Genomic DNA, 17370 nt, shown 5'->3' with positions numbered 1-17370 from the left:
GACCCGCCCCGATGCCCGACCTACCGGGCCGGCGGGGGCGGGCCAGGGGAGGGCGGGTCGGGGGCGGCGCAGTCGCCGCGCTCGTCGGGGCCGTCGACCGCTTCCCGTACGGGCGCGCCGTGAACACCCGGTGCGAGTACCCCGTGCGACTACCACGCGCGAGCCGCCCCGCTCCGCCAGGATGGGCGCATGGGATTCCATGTCGATTCCGAGACCGGGCGGCTTCGCCGCGTCATCCTGCACCGCCCCGATCTCGAACTGAAGCGGCTCACCCCGACCAACAAGGACGCCCTCCTCTTCGACGACGTGCTCTGGGTGCGCAGGGCCCGGCAGGAGCACGACGGGTTCGCGGACGTCCTGCGGGACCGGGGAGTGGAGGTACACCTCTTCGGCGACCTGCTGCGCGAGGCCATGGAGGTGCCGGCGGCGCGGGCGATGGTCCTCGAGCGGGTCTTCCACGAGAAGGAGTACGGTCCGCTCGCCGCCGACCATCTGCGGGCCGCCTTCGACTCGCTCGATCCCTCCGCCCTGGCGGAGGCGCTGGTCGGCGGCATGACGAAGCGGGAGTTCCTGGCCTCCCACCGCGAGCCGACCTCGGTGCGCTTCCACGCCCTGGACCTGGACGAGTTCGTCCTCGGTCCGTTGCCGAACCACCTCTTCACCCGGGACACCTCCGCCTGGATCTACGACGGGGTGTCGATCAACGCGATGCGCTGGCCGGCCCGGCAGCGCGAGACCGTGCACTTCGAGGCGATCTACAAGCACCATCCGCTGTTCACCGGCCCGGAGGCCGGCCGCTTCCACCACTGGTCGGAGGGGCAGTCCGACTACCCCTCCACCATCGAGGGCGGCGACGTCCTCGTCATCGGCAACGGCGCCGTGCTCATCGGCATGAGCGAGCGCACCACCCCCCAGGCCGTGGAGATGCTGGCCCGGGGCATGTTCGCGGCCGGGTCCGCGCGCACGATCATCGCGCTCGACATGCCGAAGCGCCGGGCGTTCATGCACCTGGACACGGTGATGACGATGGTGGACCAGGACACCTTCACCCAGTACGCGGGGCTCGGCATGCTTCGCTCGTACACCATCGAGCCGGGCGACGAGGGGCAGTCGCTGCGGGTGACCGACCATCCGCCGGAGCACATGCACAGCGCGATCGCCGCCGCCCTCGGCCTCCAGGACATCCGGGTGCTCACCGCCACCCAGGACGTCCACGCGGCGGAGCGGGAGCAGTGGGACGACGGCTGCAACGTGCTCGCCGTGGAGCCGGGCGTCGTCGTGGCGTACGAGCGCAACGTCACCACGAACACACACCTGCGCAAGCAGGGCATCGAGGTGATCGAGATCCCGGGGAGCGAGCTCGGCCGGGGGAGGGGCGGTCCGCGCTGCATGAGCTGCCCGGTGGAGCGGGACGCGGTCTGACGGCGGCGGCCAGGACGACGGCGGCGGGCCCGCGGGCGGGGGAGGGGGCAGGGGCAGGCGACGGTGGGCACGCCTACGGGAGGCGGTCCCGGAGGGCTGTATAAGAATGCTGAATTACGTATAGACTTCCAGGGCTCCCCTTCGCGGGGGCCCGTCCGTCGACCCGACCGTAACCCAGGAGGGCCCATGGCCACCGACCTCATCGGCCGCCACTTCCTCAAGGAGCTGGATTTCACCGCCGAGGAGTTCCGCGGCCTGATCGCGCTCGCCGCCGAACTCAAGGCGGCGAAGAAGGCCGGTACGGAGGTGCAGCGGCTGCGGGGCCGGAACATCGCCCTGATCTTCGAGAAGACCTCGACCCGGACCCGCTGCGCCTTCGAGGTCGCCGCCGCCGACCAGGGCGCCTCCACCACGTTCCTGGACCCCTCCGGTTCCCAGATGGGGCACAAGGAGTCGGTCAAGGACACCGCCCGCGTGCTCGGCCGGATGTTCGACGGCATCGAGTACCGGGGCGACAGCCAGGCCGCCGTCGAGGAACTGGCCGCCTTCGCCGGCGTGCCCGTCTTCAACGGACTCACCGACGACTGGCACCCCACCCAGATGCTCGCCGACGTCCTCACCATGACCGAGCACAGCGACAAGCCGCTCGACCAGCTGGTCTTCGCCTACCTCGGCGACGCCCGCTTCAACATGGGCAACTCCTACCTGATCACCGGCGCCCTGCTCGGCATGGACGTCCGGATCGTGGCCCCCAAGGCGTACTGGCCGGTCGATGCCGTCGTCGCCGAGGCGCACCGGCTCGCCGAGACGAGCGGCGCGACGATCACCCTCACCGAGGACGTCGCCGAGGGCGTGCGGGGCGCCGACTTCGTCGCCACGGACGTGTGGGTGTCGATGGGGGAGCCCAAGGAGGTCTGGGACGAGCGGATCGCCGCCCTCGGTCCGTACGCGGTGACGATGGACGTCATCCGGGCCACCGGCAACCCGGACGTGAAGTTCCTGCACTGCCTGCCCGCCTTCCACGACCTCGGGACCGCCGTCGGCCGCGAGATCCACGCCCGGCACGGGCTCACCGAGCTGGAGGTCTCCGACGAGGTCTTCGAGTCGGCGCACTCGGTGGTCTTCGACGAGGCCGAGAACCGCATGCACACCATCAAGGCGGTCATGGTCGCCACCATGGGCGACCCCGTCGCCTGACCCGGTCTTACGAGGACGAGGGTCGGGGCGAGGGCGAGGGCGAGGGCGAGGGCGAGGGCCGGGACGGGGCGGGGGCCGTGGCCGGGTCCGCTGCGGCGGCCGGGGGCGCGACTGGTGCCCCGACCGGAGCCGTGGCCGTCGGCACGCGGCCCACGGCCCGCTTGAACTCCGGGCAGTCCACGATCGGTTCGTGCGTGCACACGGCCGCGTGCCGCATGCTGTCGCGGAGCCGTGTCAGGCGGCCGATCTGTTCGTCGAGGTCGTCGGCCCTGGCGTTCATCCGGGCGCGCAGGTCCGCGTCGGACGGCCGGGCCACGAGGAAGCGGTGGATCTCGGCGACCGAGAGTCCGGCGCCGCGGGCGCAGGTGATCAGCGCCAGGCGTTCCAGGACGTCCGGCCGGTACGCCCGCCGGAGCCCGTTGCGTCCGGCGGGCTCGATCAGCCCCTTCTTCTCGTAGAAACGCAGGGCCGAGGGCGCGAGGCCCGACCGTTGCGCGACCTCCCCGATGTCCAGCAGCGGCCCGCTCGTCCTCGGCTCCTCGCTCGTCCTCGGCTCTTCGCCCGTCCTCGGCTCCTCGCTCGTCCTCGGCTCTTCGCTCATCTTCGGCTCCTCACCGGTCCGTGACCCCTCGCCGGTCCTCGGTGCGTCGCCGGTCCTCTACCTCCCGGCCGCCCTCTACTGCCCGGCCGCCCTCTACCGCCCGGCCGTCCTCGACTGCTCGCCGGTCCCTCGCCGCCCCGGCCCTGCCGTGACGGGTTGACTTGAAGCGCGGTTCACGTCGCAGCCTAGCGGGCATGAAGATCCATCACCTGAACTGCGGCTCGGTCCGCACGATCGAGGCCACCTACGAAGGCCCCGCGCCCGCGCCCGCCGTCAACCACTGTCTGCTCGTGGAGACCGACCACCACGGACTGGTCCTCGTGGAGACCGGCCTCGGCCTCGGTGACGTCCGTGACCCGGAGGCGACGCTCGGCGCCGACTGGATCGCCATGGCCGCCCCCGCGCTCGACGAGGAGGAGACGGCCCTACGGCAGATCGCCCGGCTCGGCCACGACCCGTCCGACGTGCGCCACGTCCTCGTGACCCACCTGGACGTCGATCACTCCGGTGGTCTGCCCGACTTCCCGCGTGCCCGGGTCCACCTGCTCGCGCCGGAACTCGCCGCGGCCCGTGCCGACACCGCCGGCAGCCGCTACCGGCCCGCCCACTGGGCGCACGAGCCCCGGTGGGTTCCGCACGACCCCGCGGACCCCGCGTCCGCCGAGGACTGGTTCGGCTTCACCGCGCTGCGGCCCGAGGGCCTGCCGCCGGAGTTCCGGCTCGTCCCGCTCGGCGGACACACCGAGGGTCACGCCGGGGTCGCCGTGCGCGACGGCGACCGGTGGCTCCTGCACTGCGGCGACGCGTACTACTACCACCGCGAGCTCCAGGAGGCGAAGGAGCCGCACCCGGTCCTCGACGTCGTCCAGACCCGCTCGCAGGTCCACCGGGACCTGCGGCTCGGCACCCAGGCCAGGCTGCGCGAGCTGGTCCGCGAGCACGGTGACCGGGTCGAGGCCTTCTCCGCGCACGACCCCTGGGAGTTCGCCCGCCTCGCGAGCCCTCCGCTTCCCGCCGCCCCTCCGTCGTCCTAGACGGCGGAGATCACAACAGACCACCACAGATCACCCTGCGGGAGGGGGATACGCCTGATTGGGGGAATGTCCGCCTTTCGGTTTACGATCGACGATTCGGAGGCCCCCGCGCCGCGGCACGCGCGCGCGGCGGGCCCCTCCGGGACCCCCTCCTCACGTCCTTCCCTCCCCGTGCGCGACCAGAGACGAGCCCCCGCATGCCCCCGTCCGCCCCGCGGATCAAGTCCCCGCAACGGCTGATCGCCGAGTCCGGTGCCGACCTGGAAGGCCATGGCCTCAAGCGCACCATGGGCCTCTTCCAGCTCGTGTGCTTCGGCATCGGCGCCATCGTCGGCACCGGCATCTTCGTCGGCCTGTCCGACAGCGTCGCCGAGGCGGGGCCCGCCGTGGTGGTCTCGTTCGTCCTCGCCGCGATCACCTGCGTCTTCACCGCGTTCTCCTTCGCGGAGCTCGGCAGTGCGATCCCGGTCTCCGGCTCCTCGTACTCCTTCGCCTACGCGAGCCTCGGGGAGCGCGTCGCCTTCCTGGTCGGCTGGTGCCTGCTGCTGGAGTACGGGGTGTCCGTCTCCGCCGTCGCGGTCGGCTGGAGCCAGTACCTGAACGAGCTCCTCGACAGCCTCGTCGGATGGCAGCTGCCCGCCGCCCTCTCCGCCGGGCCCGCCGACGGCGGCGTGGTCAACCTGCCCGCCGTCGTCGTCATCCTGCTCGCCGCCACCCTGCTCGTGCGCGGCGTGCGCGAGAGCGCCCGGGCGACCGCGGCCATGGCGGTGCTCAAGATCGCGATCCTGGTGATCTTCTGTGCCGTCGGCTTCAGCGCCTTCCGGGACGGCAACCTGTCGCCGTTCGCCGGACACGGCGTCGCCGGGATCACCGCGGGTGCCTCCGTCGCCTTCTTCTCGTACATCGGCTTCGACGCCATCACCACCGCCGGCGAGGAGGTGCGCAACCCGCGGCGGACCATCCCGCTCGCGATCCTCATCTGCATCGGCGTGGCCACCCTGCTCTACGGCGCCGTCGCGCTCTCCGCGATCGGGGCGCTCGGCGGCGACGCCGTCGCGGGCAAGCCGGCCGCGCTCTCGCTCGTCGTCGACCAGGTGACCGGCTCGGCCGTCGGCGGCGGGATCATCGCCTTCGGCGCGGTCGTCGCCATCGCGTCCGTCGTGCTCGCCGTGATGTACGGGCAGACCCGCATCCTCATGTCGATGTCCCGTGACGGCCTCGTGCCGGGGGTCTTCGAGCGGGTCTCGCCGAAGAGCGCCACGCCGGTGGCCAACACCTGGATCGTGGCGGCCGTCTTCGCGGTCCCGGCGGCGTTCTCGTCGCTCGACGCGGTCGTCGGCCTCACCACCATCGGCACCCTCGCGATCATGGCCGTGGTGAACATCGCGGTGATGGTGCTGCGCCGGCGCGACCCGGAGCTGCCGCGTTCCTTCCGCGTGCCGCTGTACCCGCTCAGCCCGGTGCTCGGCGTCGGCTTCTGCTGCTATCTGATCTGGGGCACGGGCTGGACGACCTGGGTGCAGTTCGCGGTCTTCCTGGCCGTCGGCGCGCTCGTCTACGCGCTCTACGGCCGACGCAACTCGCGGCTCGGGCAGGAGGAGGCCGTCGGCGCCGGGTCCGGGCCGGCCGCCCCGCCGCTCACGCGGACGGGGGACGGCGCCGCTGTGGCGGCACGGCCGGGAGGGTGAACCAGACCGCCTTGCCGTGCGGGGTGGGGCGGTGGCCGCAGTCGCTGCTGAGGGCGCGGATGAGGAGCAGTCCGCGGCCGTGCTCCTGCCACGGGTCGACGGGCGCCACCGGCCCCGGGCCGATCAGCTCCCCGGGCGCCGCCGGGCGGCGGTCGTGGACCTCGATCTGACAGTCGCCGGAGGGCGTGAGCAGCTCGACGACCAGCTCGATGGGGCCGTCGCCCGAGGTGTGCTCGACGGCGTTGGCGACGAGCTCGGCGGTGAGCAGCTCGGCGGTGTCGATGTCGGCCCTGTCGCCGTCGCCGTCGCCGTCGGCGGTGTCGCTGTCGGCCCTGTCGGCCTCGGTCTCGGTCTCGGCGTCGGTCTCGGTCTCGGCGTCGGCGTCGGTCTCGGCCTCGGCGGCCCGGCTCGTGGCCCTCGGGGCCCGCTTCGTGGCCCTGTCCGCGCCTGCGTCCGCGCCTCTGCGCGCACCCCGGTCCGCCGCCTGTTCGCCGAGACCGGCGAGGACGGTGCGGACGAGGGAGCGGGCCATCGGCACGGCGGCCGTCGTGTGCGGCAGCTCGACGCGCCAGGAAGCGGGTCCTGAGACTTCGAACACGGGGATCCGTTCGGACTGGGGAAGAGGGCGGGAGCGGAGAGACGTCCTGGTTTCAACCATACGGACCGAAAAATGCGGCGAGAGAGGCGGGCGCCCTGTTCTCCGTGGGACCTCGGTCCGGGCCTTCTGGCACCCCTGCCCCTCCCGCCGTATCGCGCAGTCGTGACGACAGTCACATGAGAGTGATACCCTCCTCGTGGTGATGCCGTACCCGTACGTGCACACAACAGGGAGGTCGTCCCGCATGAGCCCCTTCACCGGCTCCGCGACCCGCACCGAACGCTGGCGGCACCTGCGCGTCACCTTCGACGACGGCGTCGCCACGATCACGCTGGCCCGCCCGGAGAAACTGAACGCCCTCACCTTCGGCGCCTACGCGGACCTGCGCGACCTGCTCGCCGAGCTCTCCCGGGAACGGGCCGTCCGCGCGCTCGTCCTCGGCGGCGAGGGGCGCGGCTTCTGCTCGGGCGGCGACGTCGACGAGATCATCGGCGCCACGCTGTCCATGGACACCGCCCAGCTCCTCGACTTCAACCGGATGACCGGTCAGACCGTCCGGGCCCTGCGCGAATGCCCGTTCCCCGTGATCGCGGCCGTCCACGGCGTCGCCGCCGGTGCCGGGGCGGTCCTCGCCCTCGCCGCGGACTTCCGGATCGCCGACCCCACCGCCCGCTTCGCCTTCCTCTTCACCCGGGTCGGGCTCTCCGGCGGCGACATGGGCGCCGCCTATCTGCTGCCCCGCGTCGTCGGCCTCGGCCACGCGACCCGGCTCCTCATGCTCGGCGACCCGGTCGGCGCCGCCGAGGCCGAGCGCATCGGCCTGATCAGCGAGCTCACCGAGGAAGGCGCCGCCAGCACCCGGGCCGCCGCCCTGGCCCGCCGGCTGGCCGAAGGACCCGCACTCGCCCACGCCCAGACGAAGGCCCTGCTCACCGCCGAGCTCGACATGCCGCTGGCCGCCTCCGTCGAGATGGACGCCGCCACGCAGGCGCTGCTCATGCACGGCGAGGACTACGCGGAGTTCCACGCCGCCTTCACGGAGAAGCGCCCCGCGAAATGGCGGGGGCGGTGACCGTGCGCTCCCCGGCGCCGGCCCGGCGGCCGCTGCGGATCGCCGTCATCGGCGGCGGCCCCGGCGGGCTGTACGCCGCCGCACTCCTCAAGCGGGGCGACCCCGAACGCGAGGTCACCGTCTGGGAACGCAACGCCCCCACCGACACCTTCGGCTTCGGCGTCGTCCTGTCCGACGAGACCCTCGGCGGCATCGAGAGCGCCGACCCGGCCGTCCACGCCGCGCTGCGCCGCGAGCTCGTCCACTGGGACGACGTGCACATCGTCCACCGCGGCCGACTGCTCACCTCCACCGGCCACGGCTTCGCCGCCCTCGGCCGCCGCCGGCTCCTGGAGCTCCTGCACGCGCGCTGCACCGACCTCGGCGTACGGCTCCGCTTCCGCGCCGAGGCCCCGCCCGCCGCCGAGCTCGCGGCCACGCACGACCTGGTCGTCGCCGCCGACGGCGTGCACAGCCGCACCCGCGAGGCCCACGCCGACGTCTTCCGGCCGACGCTCACCACCCACCGCTGCCGCTACATCTGGCTCGCCGCCGACTTCGCGCTCGACGCCTTCCGCTTCGACATCGCCGAGACCGAGTACGGCGTGATGCAACTGCACGCCTACCCCTACGCCCTCCCGGCCGCCGACTCCGTCACCGCCACCGCCGATTCCACCGCCGACACGACTGCCGACTTCACCGCCGACTCCACCGGGGGCCCAGGCCGCCCGACGTCCCGGTCTTCCCCGCCACCCCCGCCACCCCCGCCACCCCCGCCATCCCCACCATTCCGGCCTTCGCGGCCTTCCCGGCCGCCGGTCCGTCCCGGCTCCTCCACCGTCATCGTCGAGATGCGCGAGGAGGTCTGGCGAGCCGCCGGCTTTGACGAGCTCGACGAGGCCGAGTCCGCCGCCCGCTGCGCCAAGATCTTCGCCGAGGCGCTGCACGGCCGCGCCCTGCGCTCCAACAAGTCGGCCTGGACCGCCTTCCGTACGGTCGTCAACGACCGCTGGTCCCACGGCAACATCGTCCTCCTCGGCGACGCCGCCCACACCGCCCACTTCTCCATCGGCTCCGGCACCAAGCTCGCCGTCGAGGACGCCGTCGCCCTCGCCGCCCGCGTCGACGAGCACCCCACCCTCGCCGAGGCGCTCACCGCCTACGAGGCCGAGCGCCGCCCCGTCGTCGCGTCCACCCAGCGCGCCGCCGCCGCGAGCCTGCGCTGGTTCGAGGAGCTCGCCGGACAACTCGACCGGCCGCCCCGCCAGTTCGCCTTCAACCTGCTCACCCGCAGCCGCCGCGTCACCCATGACAACCTGCGGCTGCGCGACCCCGCCTTCACCGCCGCCGTCGAGGCCGAGTTCGGCTGCCCGCCCGGCACCCCGCCCATGTTCACCCCCTTCCGGCTCGGCGGACTCACCCTCCGTAACCGGGTCGTGGTCTCACCCATGGACATGTACGTCGCCGAGGACGGCGTCCCCGGCGACTTCCACCTCGTCCACCTGGGGTCCCGTGCCCTCGGCGGCGCCGGCCTGGTCATGACCGAGATGGTCTGCGTCAGCCCCCAGGGCCGGATCACGCCCGGCTGCACCGGTCTGTGGACCGACGAGCAGGCCGAGGCGTGGACCCGGATCACCCGCTTCGTCCATGCGCAGGCCCCCGGCACCGCCATCGGCGTCCAGCTCGGCCACTCCGGCCGCAAGGGTTCCACCCGCCTCATGTGGGAGGGCATCGACCAGCCGCTGCCCACAGGCAACTGGCCGCTCGTCGCCGCCTCACCCCTGCCGTACCGCCCCGGCGTCAACCAGACCCCGCACGCCCTCGACCGGGCCGGACTCACGTCCGTACGCGAGGAGTTCACCGCGGCCGCCCGCCGGGCCGCCCGGGCCGGCTTCGACCTCCTCGAACTCCACTGCGCCCACGGGTACCTGCTCTCCGGCTTCCTCTCCCCGCTGACCAACCACCGCACCGACGCCTACGGCGGCGACCTCGCCGGCCGGCTGCGCTACCCCCTCGAAGTGTTCGACGCGGTACGGGAGGTGTGGCCGGCCGACCGGCCCATGACGGTCCGGATCTCCGCCACCGACTGGGCCGAGGGCGGCACCACCGCCGACGACGCCGTCGAGATCGCCCGCGCCTTCGCCGCCCACGGCGCCGACGCCCTCGACGTCTCCACCGGCCAGGTCGTGCCCGACGAGCGCCCCGAGTTCGGCCGCTCCTACCAGACGCCGTACGCCGACCGCATCCGCTCCGCCCTCGGCGTGCCCGTCATCGCGGTCGGCGCCATCTCCTCCTGGGACGACGTCAACTCCCTGCTGCTCGCCGGCCGCGCCGACCTCTGCGCCCTGGCCCGCCCCCACCTCTACGACCCCCACTGGACCCTGCACGCCGCCGCCGAACAGGGCTACGAGGGCCCGGCCGCCCCTTGGCCGGCGCCGTACCGCGCGGGCAGCCGCCGTCCCCCGACGGGCCGTAAGGACGGCTGAGACGCGGGCCCGGTACGAGGGGTGAGACCCGGGTGGTCCGGCGCGAGGTTGAGGCACCGGCCTTCGCGACGGCTGAGACGCGCGCCCGGTACGAGGGCTGAGGCGACACGGACCTTCGCGACGGCTCCGACGCGGGCCCGGTACGAGGGTCGAGGCCCGGGTGGTCCGGCGCGAGGGCTGAGACGCGGCGTCCACGGCGGCCGAGGCCCCCGGCCCGTCAGGACGGCAGCCAGGCCGGCCACCACGGCGGCACATTGCCCGCCGCGCAGAGCCCCGAGTCACCCGGGTAGCCGTCCGGGGTCGCCCGGAGGCCCACGTACCACCACGCGAGGAGCAACAACACCAGGAGGACGGAAACGAGTTGGGACGAGCCTCGGACCGCGCGCGGTGCCCCATCCGTCACCCGGCGGGCCACCACCGCGGCCAGCAGCGCCGCCGTCACGGCGGCACCCGCCAGCAGGACGAGCTCGACGAGGTGGACCAGCCGGTGCGGCGGCTCCCAGGCCGCGTCACAGAACGCACGGGCCCGGGCCGTCACCGCGCTCGCGCCGTACGCGACGCCGAGGCCCACCGGCAGCGTCGCCCACCAGCACAGCCGCTGCCAGCGGGAGATCGTGGAGGCGCTCACGCCTCGGAGGGACGGACACCGGGGCCGTACGGTTCCACGAACTCCGCCCCCCGCGCGTACAGCAGCTCGTGCAGCGCCGCGAAGACCTCCGCGGACCTGGTGCCCGGCCAGTTCTCCGGGAGGAGCTCCAGTGGCAGGACCGGGTCCGCGTACGGCAGCCGGCGCCAGGAGTCGAGGGCGAGCAGATACGCGCGGTAGGCGTCCTCCGGCGTGCCCGGACCGGCCGCCCAAGCGCGCAGCACCGGCTCGTGGGCGTCCAGGAACTCCTCGTGCAGCTTGGCGATCGACGGCAGGTCCCACCACCGGGCCACCGCCTCCGCCGTGGGCGCGAAGCCCAGGTGGTCGCCGCGGAACAGGTCCACGTAGGCGGCCAGATCCAGCCGCTCCAGCGTGTGGCGGGTCTCGTCGTGCAGACGGGCCGGGGCGATCCAGACACCGGGCGCGGCCGTGCCGAAGCCCAGCCGGGCCAGCCGGGACCGCAGCAGGTGGCGCTTGTGGCGCTCGGCCTCGGGGACGGAGAAGACGGCGAGCACCCAGCCGTCCGACAGGGCCGGTTCCGCACGGGCGTAGATCCGGCGGTCGCCGTCCTCCAGCAGCATCCGCGCCTCGTCCGACGGCGCGTACCCGGCGGCGCCGTCCGCCGTGCGCCGGGGCAGCAGCAGTCCCCGGCGCTTCAGCCGGGACACCGACGAGCGCACCGAGGGCGCGTCCACGCCGAGCACGCCGAGGAGCCGGATCAGCTCCGCGACCGCGAGCGGCGCGCCGTCCGGCGACCGGCCGTACGCGCCGTACAGGGAGACGATCAGGGATCGGGGGGTGTGCTGCTCGGCCACGTGATCACTTTAGGCCGCCGGGCGCGGCGGGGGGAGGTCCGGCCTCGGCGTCCCGCAGCCGGAACCGCTGGAGCTTGCCCGTCGCCGTGCGTGGCAGGGCGTCCAGGAAGACGATCTCGCGGGGCGCCTTGTACGGGGCGAGCCGGGCCCGGACGAAGGCCCGCAGCGCCGTCGCGGTGCCCGCGTCGCGCGGCACCCCGTCCCGCACCACCGCGTAGGCCACCACGATCCGGCCGCGCAGCTCGTCGGGCCGTCCGACCACCGCCGCCTCGACGACGTCGGGATGGGCGAGGAGGGCCTCCTCCACCTGGGGGCCCGCGATGTTGTAGCCGGCCGAGATGATCATGTCGTCGGCGCGGGCGACGTAGCGGAAGTATCCGTCCGGCTCGCGGACGTACGTGTCGCCGGTGAGGTTCCAGCCGTCGTGCACGTACTCCGTCTGGCGCGGGTCGGCGAGATAGCGGCAGCCGACCGGGCCGCGGACCGCGAGCAGGCCCTCCTCGCCGTCCGGGACGTCGGTGAGCCCCGTCCCCGTCCCGTTCCTGCTGACCACCCGGGCTTGCCAGCCGGGGACCGGCCGCCCCGTCGTACCCGGCCGGATCTCGCCGTCGGCGGCGGAGATGAAGATGTGCAGCAGCTCGGTCGCCCCGATGCCGTTGATCAGCTTCAGGCCGGTGCGCTTGTGCCATGCCTCCCAGGTCGCCTCGGGAAGGTGCTCGCCCGCCGAGACGCAGCGGCGCAGCGAGCTCAGGTCCGGGCCGTGACCGGGCCGGCCGTCGTGCTTGGGGGAGTCGAGCTCCTCCAGCATCACCCGGTAGGCGGTCGGCGCCGTGAAGAGCACGGACACCCGGTGCCGTTCGATCGCGGCGAGCAACTGCTGCGGACCCGCCTGTTCGAGCAGCACCGCGCACGCCCCGGCCCGCAGGGGGAAGACGACGAGCCCGCCCAGGCCGAAGGTGAAGCCGAGCGGCGGGGAGCCGGCGAAGACATCGTCCGGCTCCGGGCGCAGGACGTGCGCGGAGAAGGTGTCGGCGACGGCGAGCACGTCGCGGTGGAAGTGCATGCAGCCCTTGGGGCGCCCGGTGGTGCCGGAGGTGAAGGCGATCAGGGCCACGTCGTCGGCCGCGGTCGGGACCGCCTCGTAGCGCTCCGGCTTGCCGATGGCGAGGGTCAGCAGGTCGTCGGGGCCGTCTCCGCCGTACGGGGTGATGCGCAGCCCCGGCACCTCGGCCTTCACCAGCTCGTCGACGGCCCGCACGTCGCACAGCGCGTGGCTGCACCGGGCCATCTCGCCCATCACCGCCAGCTCCCGCGCCCGCTGCTGGGCGAGGACCGTGACGGCGACCGCGCCCACCTTCATCACCGCCAGCCAGCAGGCGGCGAGCCAGGGGGTGGTGGGACCGCGCAGCAGCACCCGGTTTCCGGGACGGACGCCGAGGTCGCCGTCGAGGACGTGGGCGATCCGGTCCACCCGCTCGCGCAGCTCCCCGTACGTCCAGACGCCGCCCTCGCCGTCGAGGAAGACCGGGCGGTCGGCGCCGAACCGTTCCACCGTGCGGTCGAGCAGTTCGGCCCCGCAGTTCAGCCGGTCGGGGTAGGCGAGGGAGGGCAGGTCGAACAGGAGCCGGGGCCACTGCCCCGCGGGTGGCAGGTGGTCGCGGGCGAAGGTGTCCAGGTGGGCCGAGGGCGTCAGCTCCATGCGTCCGTTCCCCTGTCGGGTGGGATCGTCGAGGACCGTGCGGGTCCCGTCGAGGCCCGTCGGGCCCCGTCGCGGTTCGGCGGGGCCTCGGGCGTTTCGACGGGAGGGGCGGGGCGTCGCCGGATCCGTCGGAGGCCGGCGGGCGGTGTCGGAACGGTGGTGCGGTGTCGGAACGGTGGTGCCGTGTCGGAACGGTGGTGCCGTGTCGGAACGGTGGTGCGGTGTCGGGGGCCGGCGGGTCGGGGCCGGCGGGTCGTCGTCGGAGCCCGACGGGGCGGTCGCCGGACGGCGGGGCGCCGTCGGAGATCCGGCGGGGTGCTGTCGGGATCAGCGGTGCGTCGTCGTGAGGGCGGGCGTCGTCGTGACGGCGGACATCGTCGGAAGGGGGTCGACCGTCGCCAAACGAGCGTATCGTGATGGTGACGACAGTCAACGGTTCGCGATAGAAGCCGCCGTCGGCGCCCGCCGGGGCGCCAGAGAGGGCCACCGCACATGGCCGCATTCTCGCTCGATCCGGAACAGATCGCCTGGTGCCAACGGCTGCGGGAGCTCGCCGCCGGCCAGCTGCGCCCGCTGGCCGACAAGGGTCCGCCCGGCCGCGTCAACCGCCCCCTGGTCGCCGCCCTGGGCGAGCACGGCCTGCTGGCCCGCGTCTTCGAGTCCGGCGCGCTCGACCTGTGCCTGATGCGCGAGTCCCTCGCCCACGCCTGTACGGAGGCGGAGACGGCCCTCGCCCTCCAAGGCCTCGGCGCCCACCCGGTCGCCGCGTTCGGCAGCCCCGAGCAGCGCGCCCGCTGGATCCCCGAGGTCGTCGCGGGCCGCGCCGTCGCGGCCTTCGCCCTCTCGGAACCGGGCGCGGGCTCCGACGCGGCCGCACTCTCCCTGGAGGCCGTCCCGGACCCGTCGACGGGCGGCTGGCGCCTCTACGGGGAGAAGCGCTGGATCTCGAACGCGCCGGAAGCGGACGTGATGACGGTGTTCGCCCGTACGGGCGAGACGGGAGCCGGGGGAATCGGTCCGGGCGGCCGTGGCGTGGGTCCGGACGGTGGTCGGGGCGGCGGCGGGGACGGTGGTCGGGGCGGCGGTCCTGACGGCGGCGGGGACGGCGGCCGGGGCACCGGCCGGGGCGGCGGTCCTGACGGCAGCGGGGGCGTCGGCCGGGGCGGCGGCCCTGACGGCAGCGGGGGCGTCGGCCGAGGCGGCGGTCCTGACGGTGGTCGAGGCGGCGGCTCCGGGGCCCGGGGTGTCACCGCCTTCCTCGTGCCCGCGGGCCGGCCGGGGCTGTCCGGCGAGGCCCTGGACATGCTCGCGCCGCACGCCCTCGGCAGCCTCGTCTTCGACGGGGTGCCGGTCGGGCCCGGCGACGTGCTCGGCGAGCCGGGGCAGGGCTTCCGGGTCGCCATGAACACCCTCAACCTCTTCCGGCCCAGCGTCGGCGCCTTCGCCGTCGGCATGGCGCAGGCCGCCCTCGACGCCACCGTCGCCCACACCGCGGGACGCCCGGCCTTCGGCGGCGTGCTCGCCGACCTCCAGGCCGTCGCCCACCAGGTCGCCGAGATGGCCACCCGGACCGAGGCGGCCCGGCTCCTCGTGTACGCGGCGGCGGAAGCGTACGACCGGGGCGACCCGGACGTGCCGCGCCGCGCCGCCATGGCGAAGCTGCTGGCCACCGAGACCGCGCAGTACGTCGTCGACGCCGCCGTCCAGCTGCACGGCGCCCGCGCCCTGCAACGCGGCCACCTCCTTGAACACCTCTACCGGGAGGTGCGGGCACCTCGTATCTACGAGGGAGCCACGGAGGTGCAGCGCACGATCATCGCGAAGGAGCTCTACAAGCAGGAGCTCGCCGGGCGGCCGGCCGGCCCCACCCCGCCCCCACCCGCCTCGTGGGCGGGAGCCACGTCAGCAGCCCCGCCGCCAGCCACGTCAGCAGCCCGGCCGACAGCCACGTCCGCAGCCACGTCGTCAGCCGGCCCGGCCTCCAGCCCGGCAGCCACGTCACAAGTCGCCCCGGGAGCCGTGACATGAGCCTGCACCGGCACAACCCCGCCGAACTGTCCCCGCCCACCGGCTTCAGCCACGCCGTCACCGCCACCGGCAGCCGGCTCGTGTTCCTCGCCGGGCAGACCAGTCTGGACCGGGACGGGAAGGTGACGGGGGAGAGCCTGCCCGAGCAGTTCGAGACGGCCCTCGCCAATCTGCTCACCGCGCTGCGCCACGCCGGTGGCTCGCCCGCCGACCTCGCACGCGTCACCGTCTACGCCACGGATATCGCCGACTACCGTCGGCACGCGCACCAACTCGGCCTCATCTGGCGGCGGTTGGCGGGCCGCGACTATCCGGCGATGGCGGTCGTCGGCGTCGTACGGCTGTGGGACGAACAGGCCCTCGTCGAACTGGACGGATTCGCCGTCGTCGGCTGAAACGAGGCCGGCGGAGCGCCGTGAAGATCGACTGGTCACCCGTGTGGAGCAGCATTACCGTCGAAAGGTGGACTGACCGGCCCATGGTTCCCACAGGTGGGGGCGCGATGCGCCATGAGTACATCCAAGCCGACGACCCCGCAGAAGTCCGCGGCTCCCAGGAAAGGCGGCGACGGCAAGGGGATAGCCCTGTTCGTCATCGCCGCCAGCCAGCTGATGGTCGTTCTCGACATCACCATCGTGAACATCGCGCTCCCGCACATCCAGAGCGCGCTGGACTTCTCGACCACCAGCCTGTCGTGGGTGGTCAACGCCTACACGCTCAGCTTCGGCGGCCTGCTGCTCCTGGGCGGCCGCTTCGGTGACATCCTCGGCCGACGGCGGGTCTTCGTCTTCGGCGTGCTGCTGTTCGGACTGGCCTCCCTCTTCTGCGGGCTGGCGCAGGCCGAGTGGCAACTCCTGGCCGCCCGCGCCCTCCAGGGCGTCGGCGGGGCCATCGCGTCCCCGACCGCGCTGTCCCTCATCACCACGACCTTCGACGAAGGCCCCGAACGCAACCGCGCCTTCGGCGTGTTCGCGGGCGTCTCGGCGGGCGGCGGCGCGATCGGCCTGGTCGCCGGCGGCATGCTCGTCGAATGGCTCGACTGGCGCTGGATCTTCTTCGTCAACGTGCCCATCGCCCTGCTGATCGCCTTCCTCACCCCCCGGCACGTCCGGGAGTCCGAGCGGCACCCCGGGCACTTCGACTTCGCCGGCGCGCTCACGTCCACGCTCGGCATGGTGGCGCTGGTGTACGGGTTCATCCGGGCGTCGCAGGAGGGCTGGCGCGACCCGTACACGATCGGCTCGTTCGCCGCGGCGGTGGTGCTGCTCGTGGCGTTCATCGCGATCGAACGCCGCTCCCAGCAGCCCATCACGCCCCTGCACATGTTCGCGGACCGCAACCGCTCGGGCACGTACGCCATCATGCTGTGCCTGGCCGCGGCGATCTTCGGCATGTTCTTCTTCCTGACGCTCTTCGTGCAGCAGGTCCTGGCCTTCAGCCCGCTGGCCACGGGGTTCGCGTTCCTGCCGGTCAGCGCGATCATCGCGGTGGCCGCCGGCCTCACGTCCAGCCTCCTGCCCAGGTTCGGGCCGAAGCCCTTCATGGTGACCGGGTCGGTGCTGGCGGCGCTCGGGCTGGCCTGGCTGACGCTGACGGACGTGCACTCCACGTACGCGGGCAGCATCCTCGGGCCGATCCTGGTGTTCGGCTTCGGCATGGGCTTCATCTTCGTCTCGCTGACCATCATGGCCCTGTCGAACGTCCCGCAGCGGGAGTCGGGCGCGGCCTCCGGTCTGCTCAACGCCACGCAGCAGGTCGGAGGTTCGCTAGGTCTGTCGATCCTGGTCACGGTCTTCGGCACGTACAGCCGCACCGAGGCCGAGAAGCAGGTGCCCGCGTTCCTGTCCCAGGCCGGCCCGCTGGAGAAGGCCCAGTTCGCGAGGACCGGCGAGCTCCCGCCGCCCTATGCCGACCAGGTGCTGACCGCCGGCGTCTCCGCGGGCTTCGTCACGGCCGCGATCTTCGCCGCCGTGTCCGCGCTCATCGCCCTCTTCGTCATCAAGGTCCGCCCCTCGGACATCGAGCGCCTGAAGGGCGGTGGGATGCTGCCGGGTGCCTGAGGCCCAGATCATCGCTCGTATCCGTTTGAACGCCTCCCGTTCGAG

The 17370-nt window shown here is 73.5% G+C and carries 13 protein-coding genes and 1 pseudogene; 9 read left to right on the top strand and 5 right to left on the bottom strand.

Annotated elements, in window-relative coordinates:
* Nucleotides 1-189 precede the first annotated feature (189 nt).
* Together ABD954_RS07645 and argF are read left to right on the top strand one after the other, a co-directional pair.
* A complete protein-coding gene (locus ABD954_RS07645) occupies nucleotides 190-1422 on the top strand; it encodes an arginine deiminase (RefSeq protein ID WP_345485033.1) in 1233 nt (410 codons plus the stop codon).
* A 186-nt stretch (nucleotides 1423-1608) separates the two neighbouring features.
* The gene (gene argF / locus ABD954_RS07640) at nucleotides 1609-2619 is read left to right on the top strand and encodes an ornithine carbamoyltransferase (protein ID WP_345485032.1); all 1011 of its coding nucleotides are present in this window, start codon (nucleotides 1609-1611) and stop codon (nucleotides 2617-2619) included.
* Between the two features lie 7 nt (nucleotides 2620-2626).
* On the opposite strand, the gene ABD954_RS07635 is transcribed toward argF, so the two are convergent.
* Nucleotides 2627-3220 (bottom strand): MerR family transcriptional regulator, encoded by a 594-nt coding sequence (locus ABD954_RS07635; protein WP_345485031.1) that lies wholly within the window; start codon nucleotides 3218-3220, stop codon nucleotides 2627-2629.
* A gap of 194 nt (nucleotides 3221-3414) precedes the next feature.
* Here ABD954_RS07635 and ABD954_RS07630 point away from each other — a divergent pair, with 194 nt between their 5' ends.
* Nucleotides 3415-4254: an MBL fold metallo-hydrolase gene (locus ABD954_RS07630; RefSeq protein WP_345485030.1), complete on the top strand. Its 840-nt coding sequence runs from the start codon at nucleotides 3415-3417 to the stop codon at nucleotides 4252-4254.
* Between the two features lie 197 nt (nucleotides 4255-4451).
* On the top strand, nucleotides 4452-5942 hold the full coding sequence (locus tag ABD954_RS07625; RefSeq protein ID WP_345485029.1) for an amino acid permease: 1491 nt from the start codon (nucleotides 4452-4454) through the stop codon (nucleotides 5940-5942).
* Here ABD954_RS07625 and ABD954_RS33590 read toward each other — a convergent pair.
* Nucleotides 5893-6237: pseudogene (locus ABD954_RS33590) on the bottom strand (ATP-binding protein); the annotation flags it as partial. The gene ABD954_RS07625 and the pseudogene ABD954_RS33590 overlap by 50 nt on opposite strands.
* Before the next feature lie 547 nt (nucleotides 6238-6784).
* Between ABD954_RS33590 and ABD954_RS07615 the strand changes: the two are divergent.
* Both ABD954_RS07615 and ABD954_RS07610 read left to right on the top strand, forming a co-directional pair.
* Nucleotides 6785-7612: an enoyl-CoA hydratase family protein gene (locus tag ABD954_RS07615; RefSeq protein ID WP_345485027.1), complete on the top strand. Its 828-nt coding sequence runs from the start codon at nucleotides 6785-6787 to the stop codon at nucleotides 7610-7612.
* Nucleotides 7597-10077, top strand: a complete 2481-nt coding sequence (locus ABD954_RS07610) for an oxidoreductase (RefSeq protein WP_382746066.1) — start codon at nucleotides 7597-7599, stop codon at nucleotides 10075-10077. The genes ABD954_RS07615 and ABD954_RS07610 overlap by 16 nt, the downstream gene beginning before the upstream one ends.
* Before the next feature lie 217 nt (nucleotides 10078-10294).
* Here the strand turns inward: ABD954_RS07610 and ABD954_RS07605 are convergent, their stop codons facing one another.
* The 3 genes from ABD954_RS07605 to ABD954_RS07595 are packed head-to-tail and all read right to left on the bottom strand — an operon-like array spanning nucleotide 10295 to nucleotide 13237.
* On the bottom strand, nucleotides 10295-10705 hold the full coding sequence (locus tag ABD954_RS07605; RefSeq protein ID WP_345485026.1) for a hypothetical protein: 411 nt from the start codon (nucleotides 10703-10705) through the stop codon (nucleotides 10295-10297).
* Complete coding sequence (locus ABD954_RS07600) at nucleotides 10702-11538, bottom strand: PaaX family transcriptional regulator (RefSeq protein ID WP_345485025.1); 837 nt, start codon at nucleotides 11536-11538, stop codon at nucleotides 10702-10704. Before ABD954_RS07600 ends, ABD954_RS07605 begins: the two co-directional genes overlap by 4 nt.
* Before the next feature lie 4 nt (nucleotides 11539-11542).
* Nucleotides 11543-13237, bottom strand: a complete 1695-nt coding sequence (locus tag ABD954_RS07595) for an AMP-binding protein (protein ID WP_345485024.1) — start codon at nucleotides 13235-13237, stop codon at nucleotides 11543-11545.
* A gap of 492 nt (nucleotides 13238-13729) precedes the next feature.
* Here ABD954_RS07595 and ABD954_RS07590 point away from each other — a divergent pair, with 492 nt between their 5' ends.
* From ABD954_RS07590 to ABD954_RS07580, 3 genes are all read left to right on the top strand, one after another.
* A complete protein-coding gene (locus ABD954_RS07590; RefSeq protein ID WP_345485023.1) occupies nucleotides 13730-15265 on the top strand; it encodes an acyl-CoA dehydrogenase family protein in 1536 nt (511 codons plus the stop codon).
* Nucleotides 15262-15660: a RidA family protein gene (locus tag ABD954_RS07585; RefSeq protein WP_345485022.1), complete on the top strand. Its 399-nt coding sequence runs from the start codon at nucleotides 15262-15264 to the stop codon at nucleotides 15658-15660. Before ABD954_RS07590 ends, ABD954_RS07585 begins: the two co-directional genes overlap by 4 nt.
* A 114-nt stretch (nucleotides 15661-15774) precedes the next feature.
* On the top strand, nucleotides 15775-17325 hold the full coding sequence (locus tag ABD954_RS07580; RefSeq protein WP_345485021.1) for an MFS transporter: 1551 nt from the start codon (nucleotides 15775-15777) through the stop codon (nucleotides 17323-17325).
* The last annotated feature ends 45 nt before the right edge of the window (nucleotides 17326-17370 follow it).

It is taken from the genome of Streptomyces roseoviridis (assembly GCF_039535235.1).
GTDB classification, from domain to species: Bacteria; Actinomycetota; Actinomycetes; order Streptomycetales; family Streptomycetaceae; genus Streptomyces; species Streptomyces roseoviridis.
Note: the sequence above shows the minus strand (reverse complement) of the source record. Positions and strands in the feature narration are given on the sequence as shown.

Coding starts and splice junctions, on each gene's coding strand:
- ABD954_RS07615 (WP_345485027.1), top strand. CDS start 6,785: ATGAGCCCCTTCACCGGCTCCGCGACCCGCACCGAACGCTGGCGGCAC.
- ABD954_RS07645 (WP_345485033.1), top strand. CDS start 190: ATGGGATTCCATGTCGATTCCGAGACCGGGCGGCTTCGCCGCGTCATC.
- argF (WP_345485032.1), top strand. CDS start 1,609: ATGGCCACCGACCTCATCGGCCGCCACTTCCTCAAGGAGCTGGATTTC.
- ABD954_RS07595 (WP_345485024.1), bottom strand. CDS start 13,237: ATGGAGCTGACGCCCTCGGCCCACCTGGACACCTTCGCCCGCGACCAC.
- ABD954_RS07580 (WP_345485021.1), top strand. CDS start 15,775: ATGAGTACATCCAAGCCGACGACCCCGCAGAAGTCCGCGGCTCCCAGG.
- ABD954_RS07630 (WP_345485030.1), top strand. CDS start 3,415: ATGAAGATCCATCACCTGAACTGCGGCTCGGTCCGCACGATCGAGGCC.
- ABD954_RS07610 (WP_382746066.1), top strand. CDS start 7,597: ATGGCGGGGGCGGTGACCGTGCGCTCCCCGGCGCCGGCCCGGCGGCCG.
- ABD954_RS07585 (WP_345485022.1), top strand. CDS start 15,262: ATGAGCCTGCACCGGCACAACCCCGCCGAACTGTCCCCGCCCACCGGC.
- ABD954_RS07625 (WP_345485029.1), top strand. CDS start 4,452: ATGCCCCCGTCCGCCCCGCGGATCAAGTCCCCGCAACGGCTGATCGCC.
- ABD954_RS07635 (WP_345485031.1), bottom strand. CDS start 3,220: ATGAGCGAAGAGCCGAGGACGAGCGAGGAGCCGAGGACGGGCGAAGAG.
- ABD954_RS07590 (WP_345485023.1), top strand. CDS start 13,730: ATGGCCGCATTCTCGCTCGATCCGGAACAGATCGCCTGGTGCCAACGG.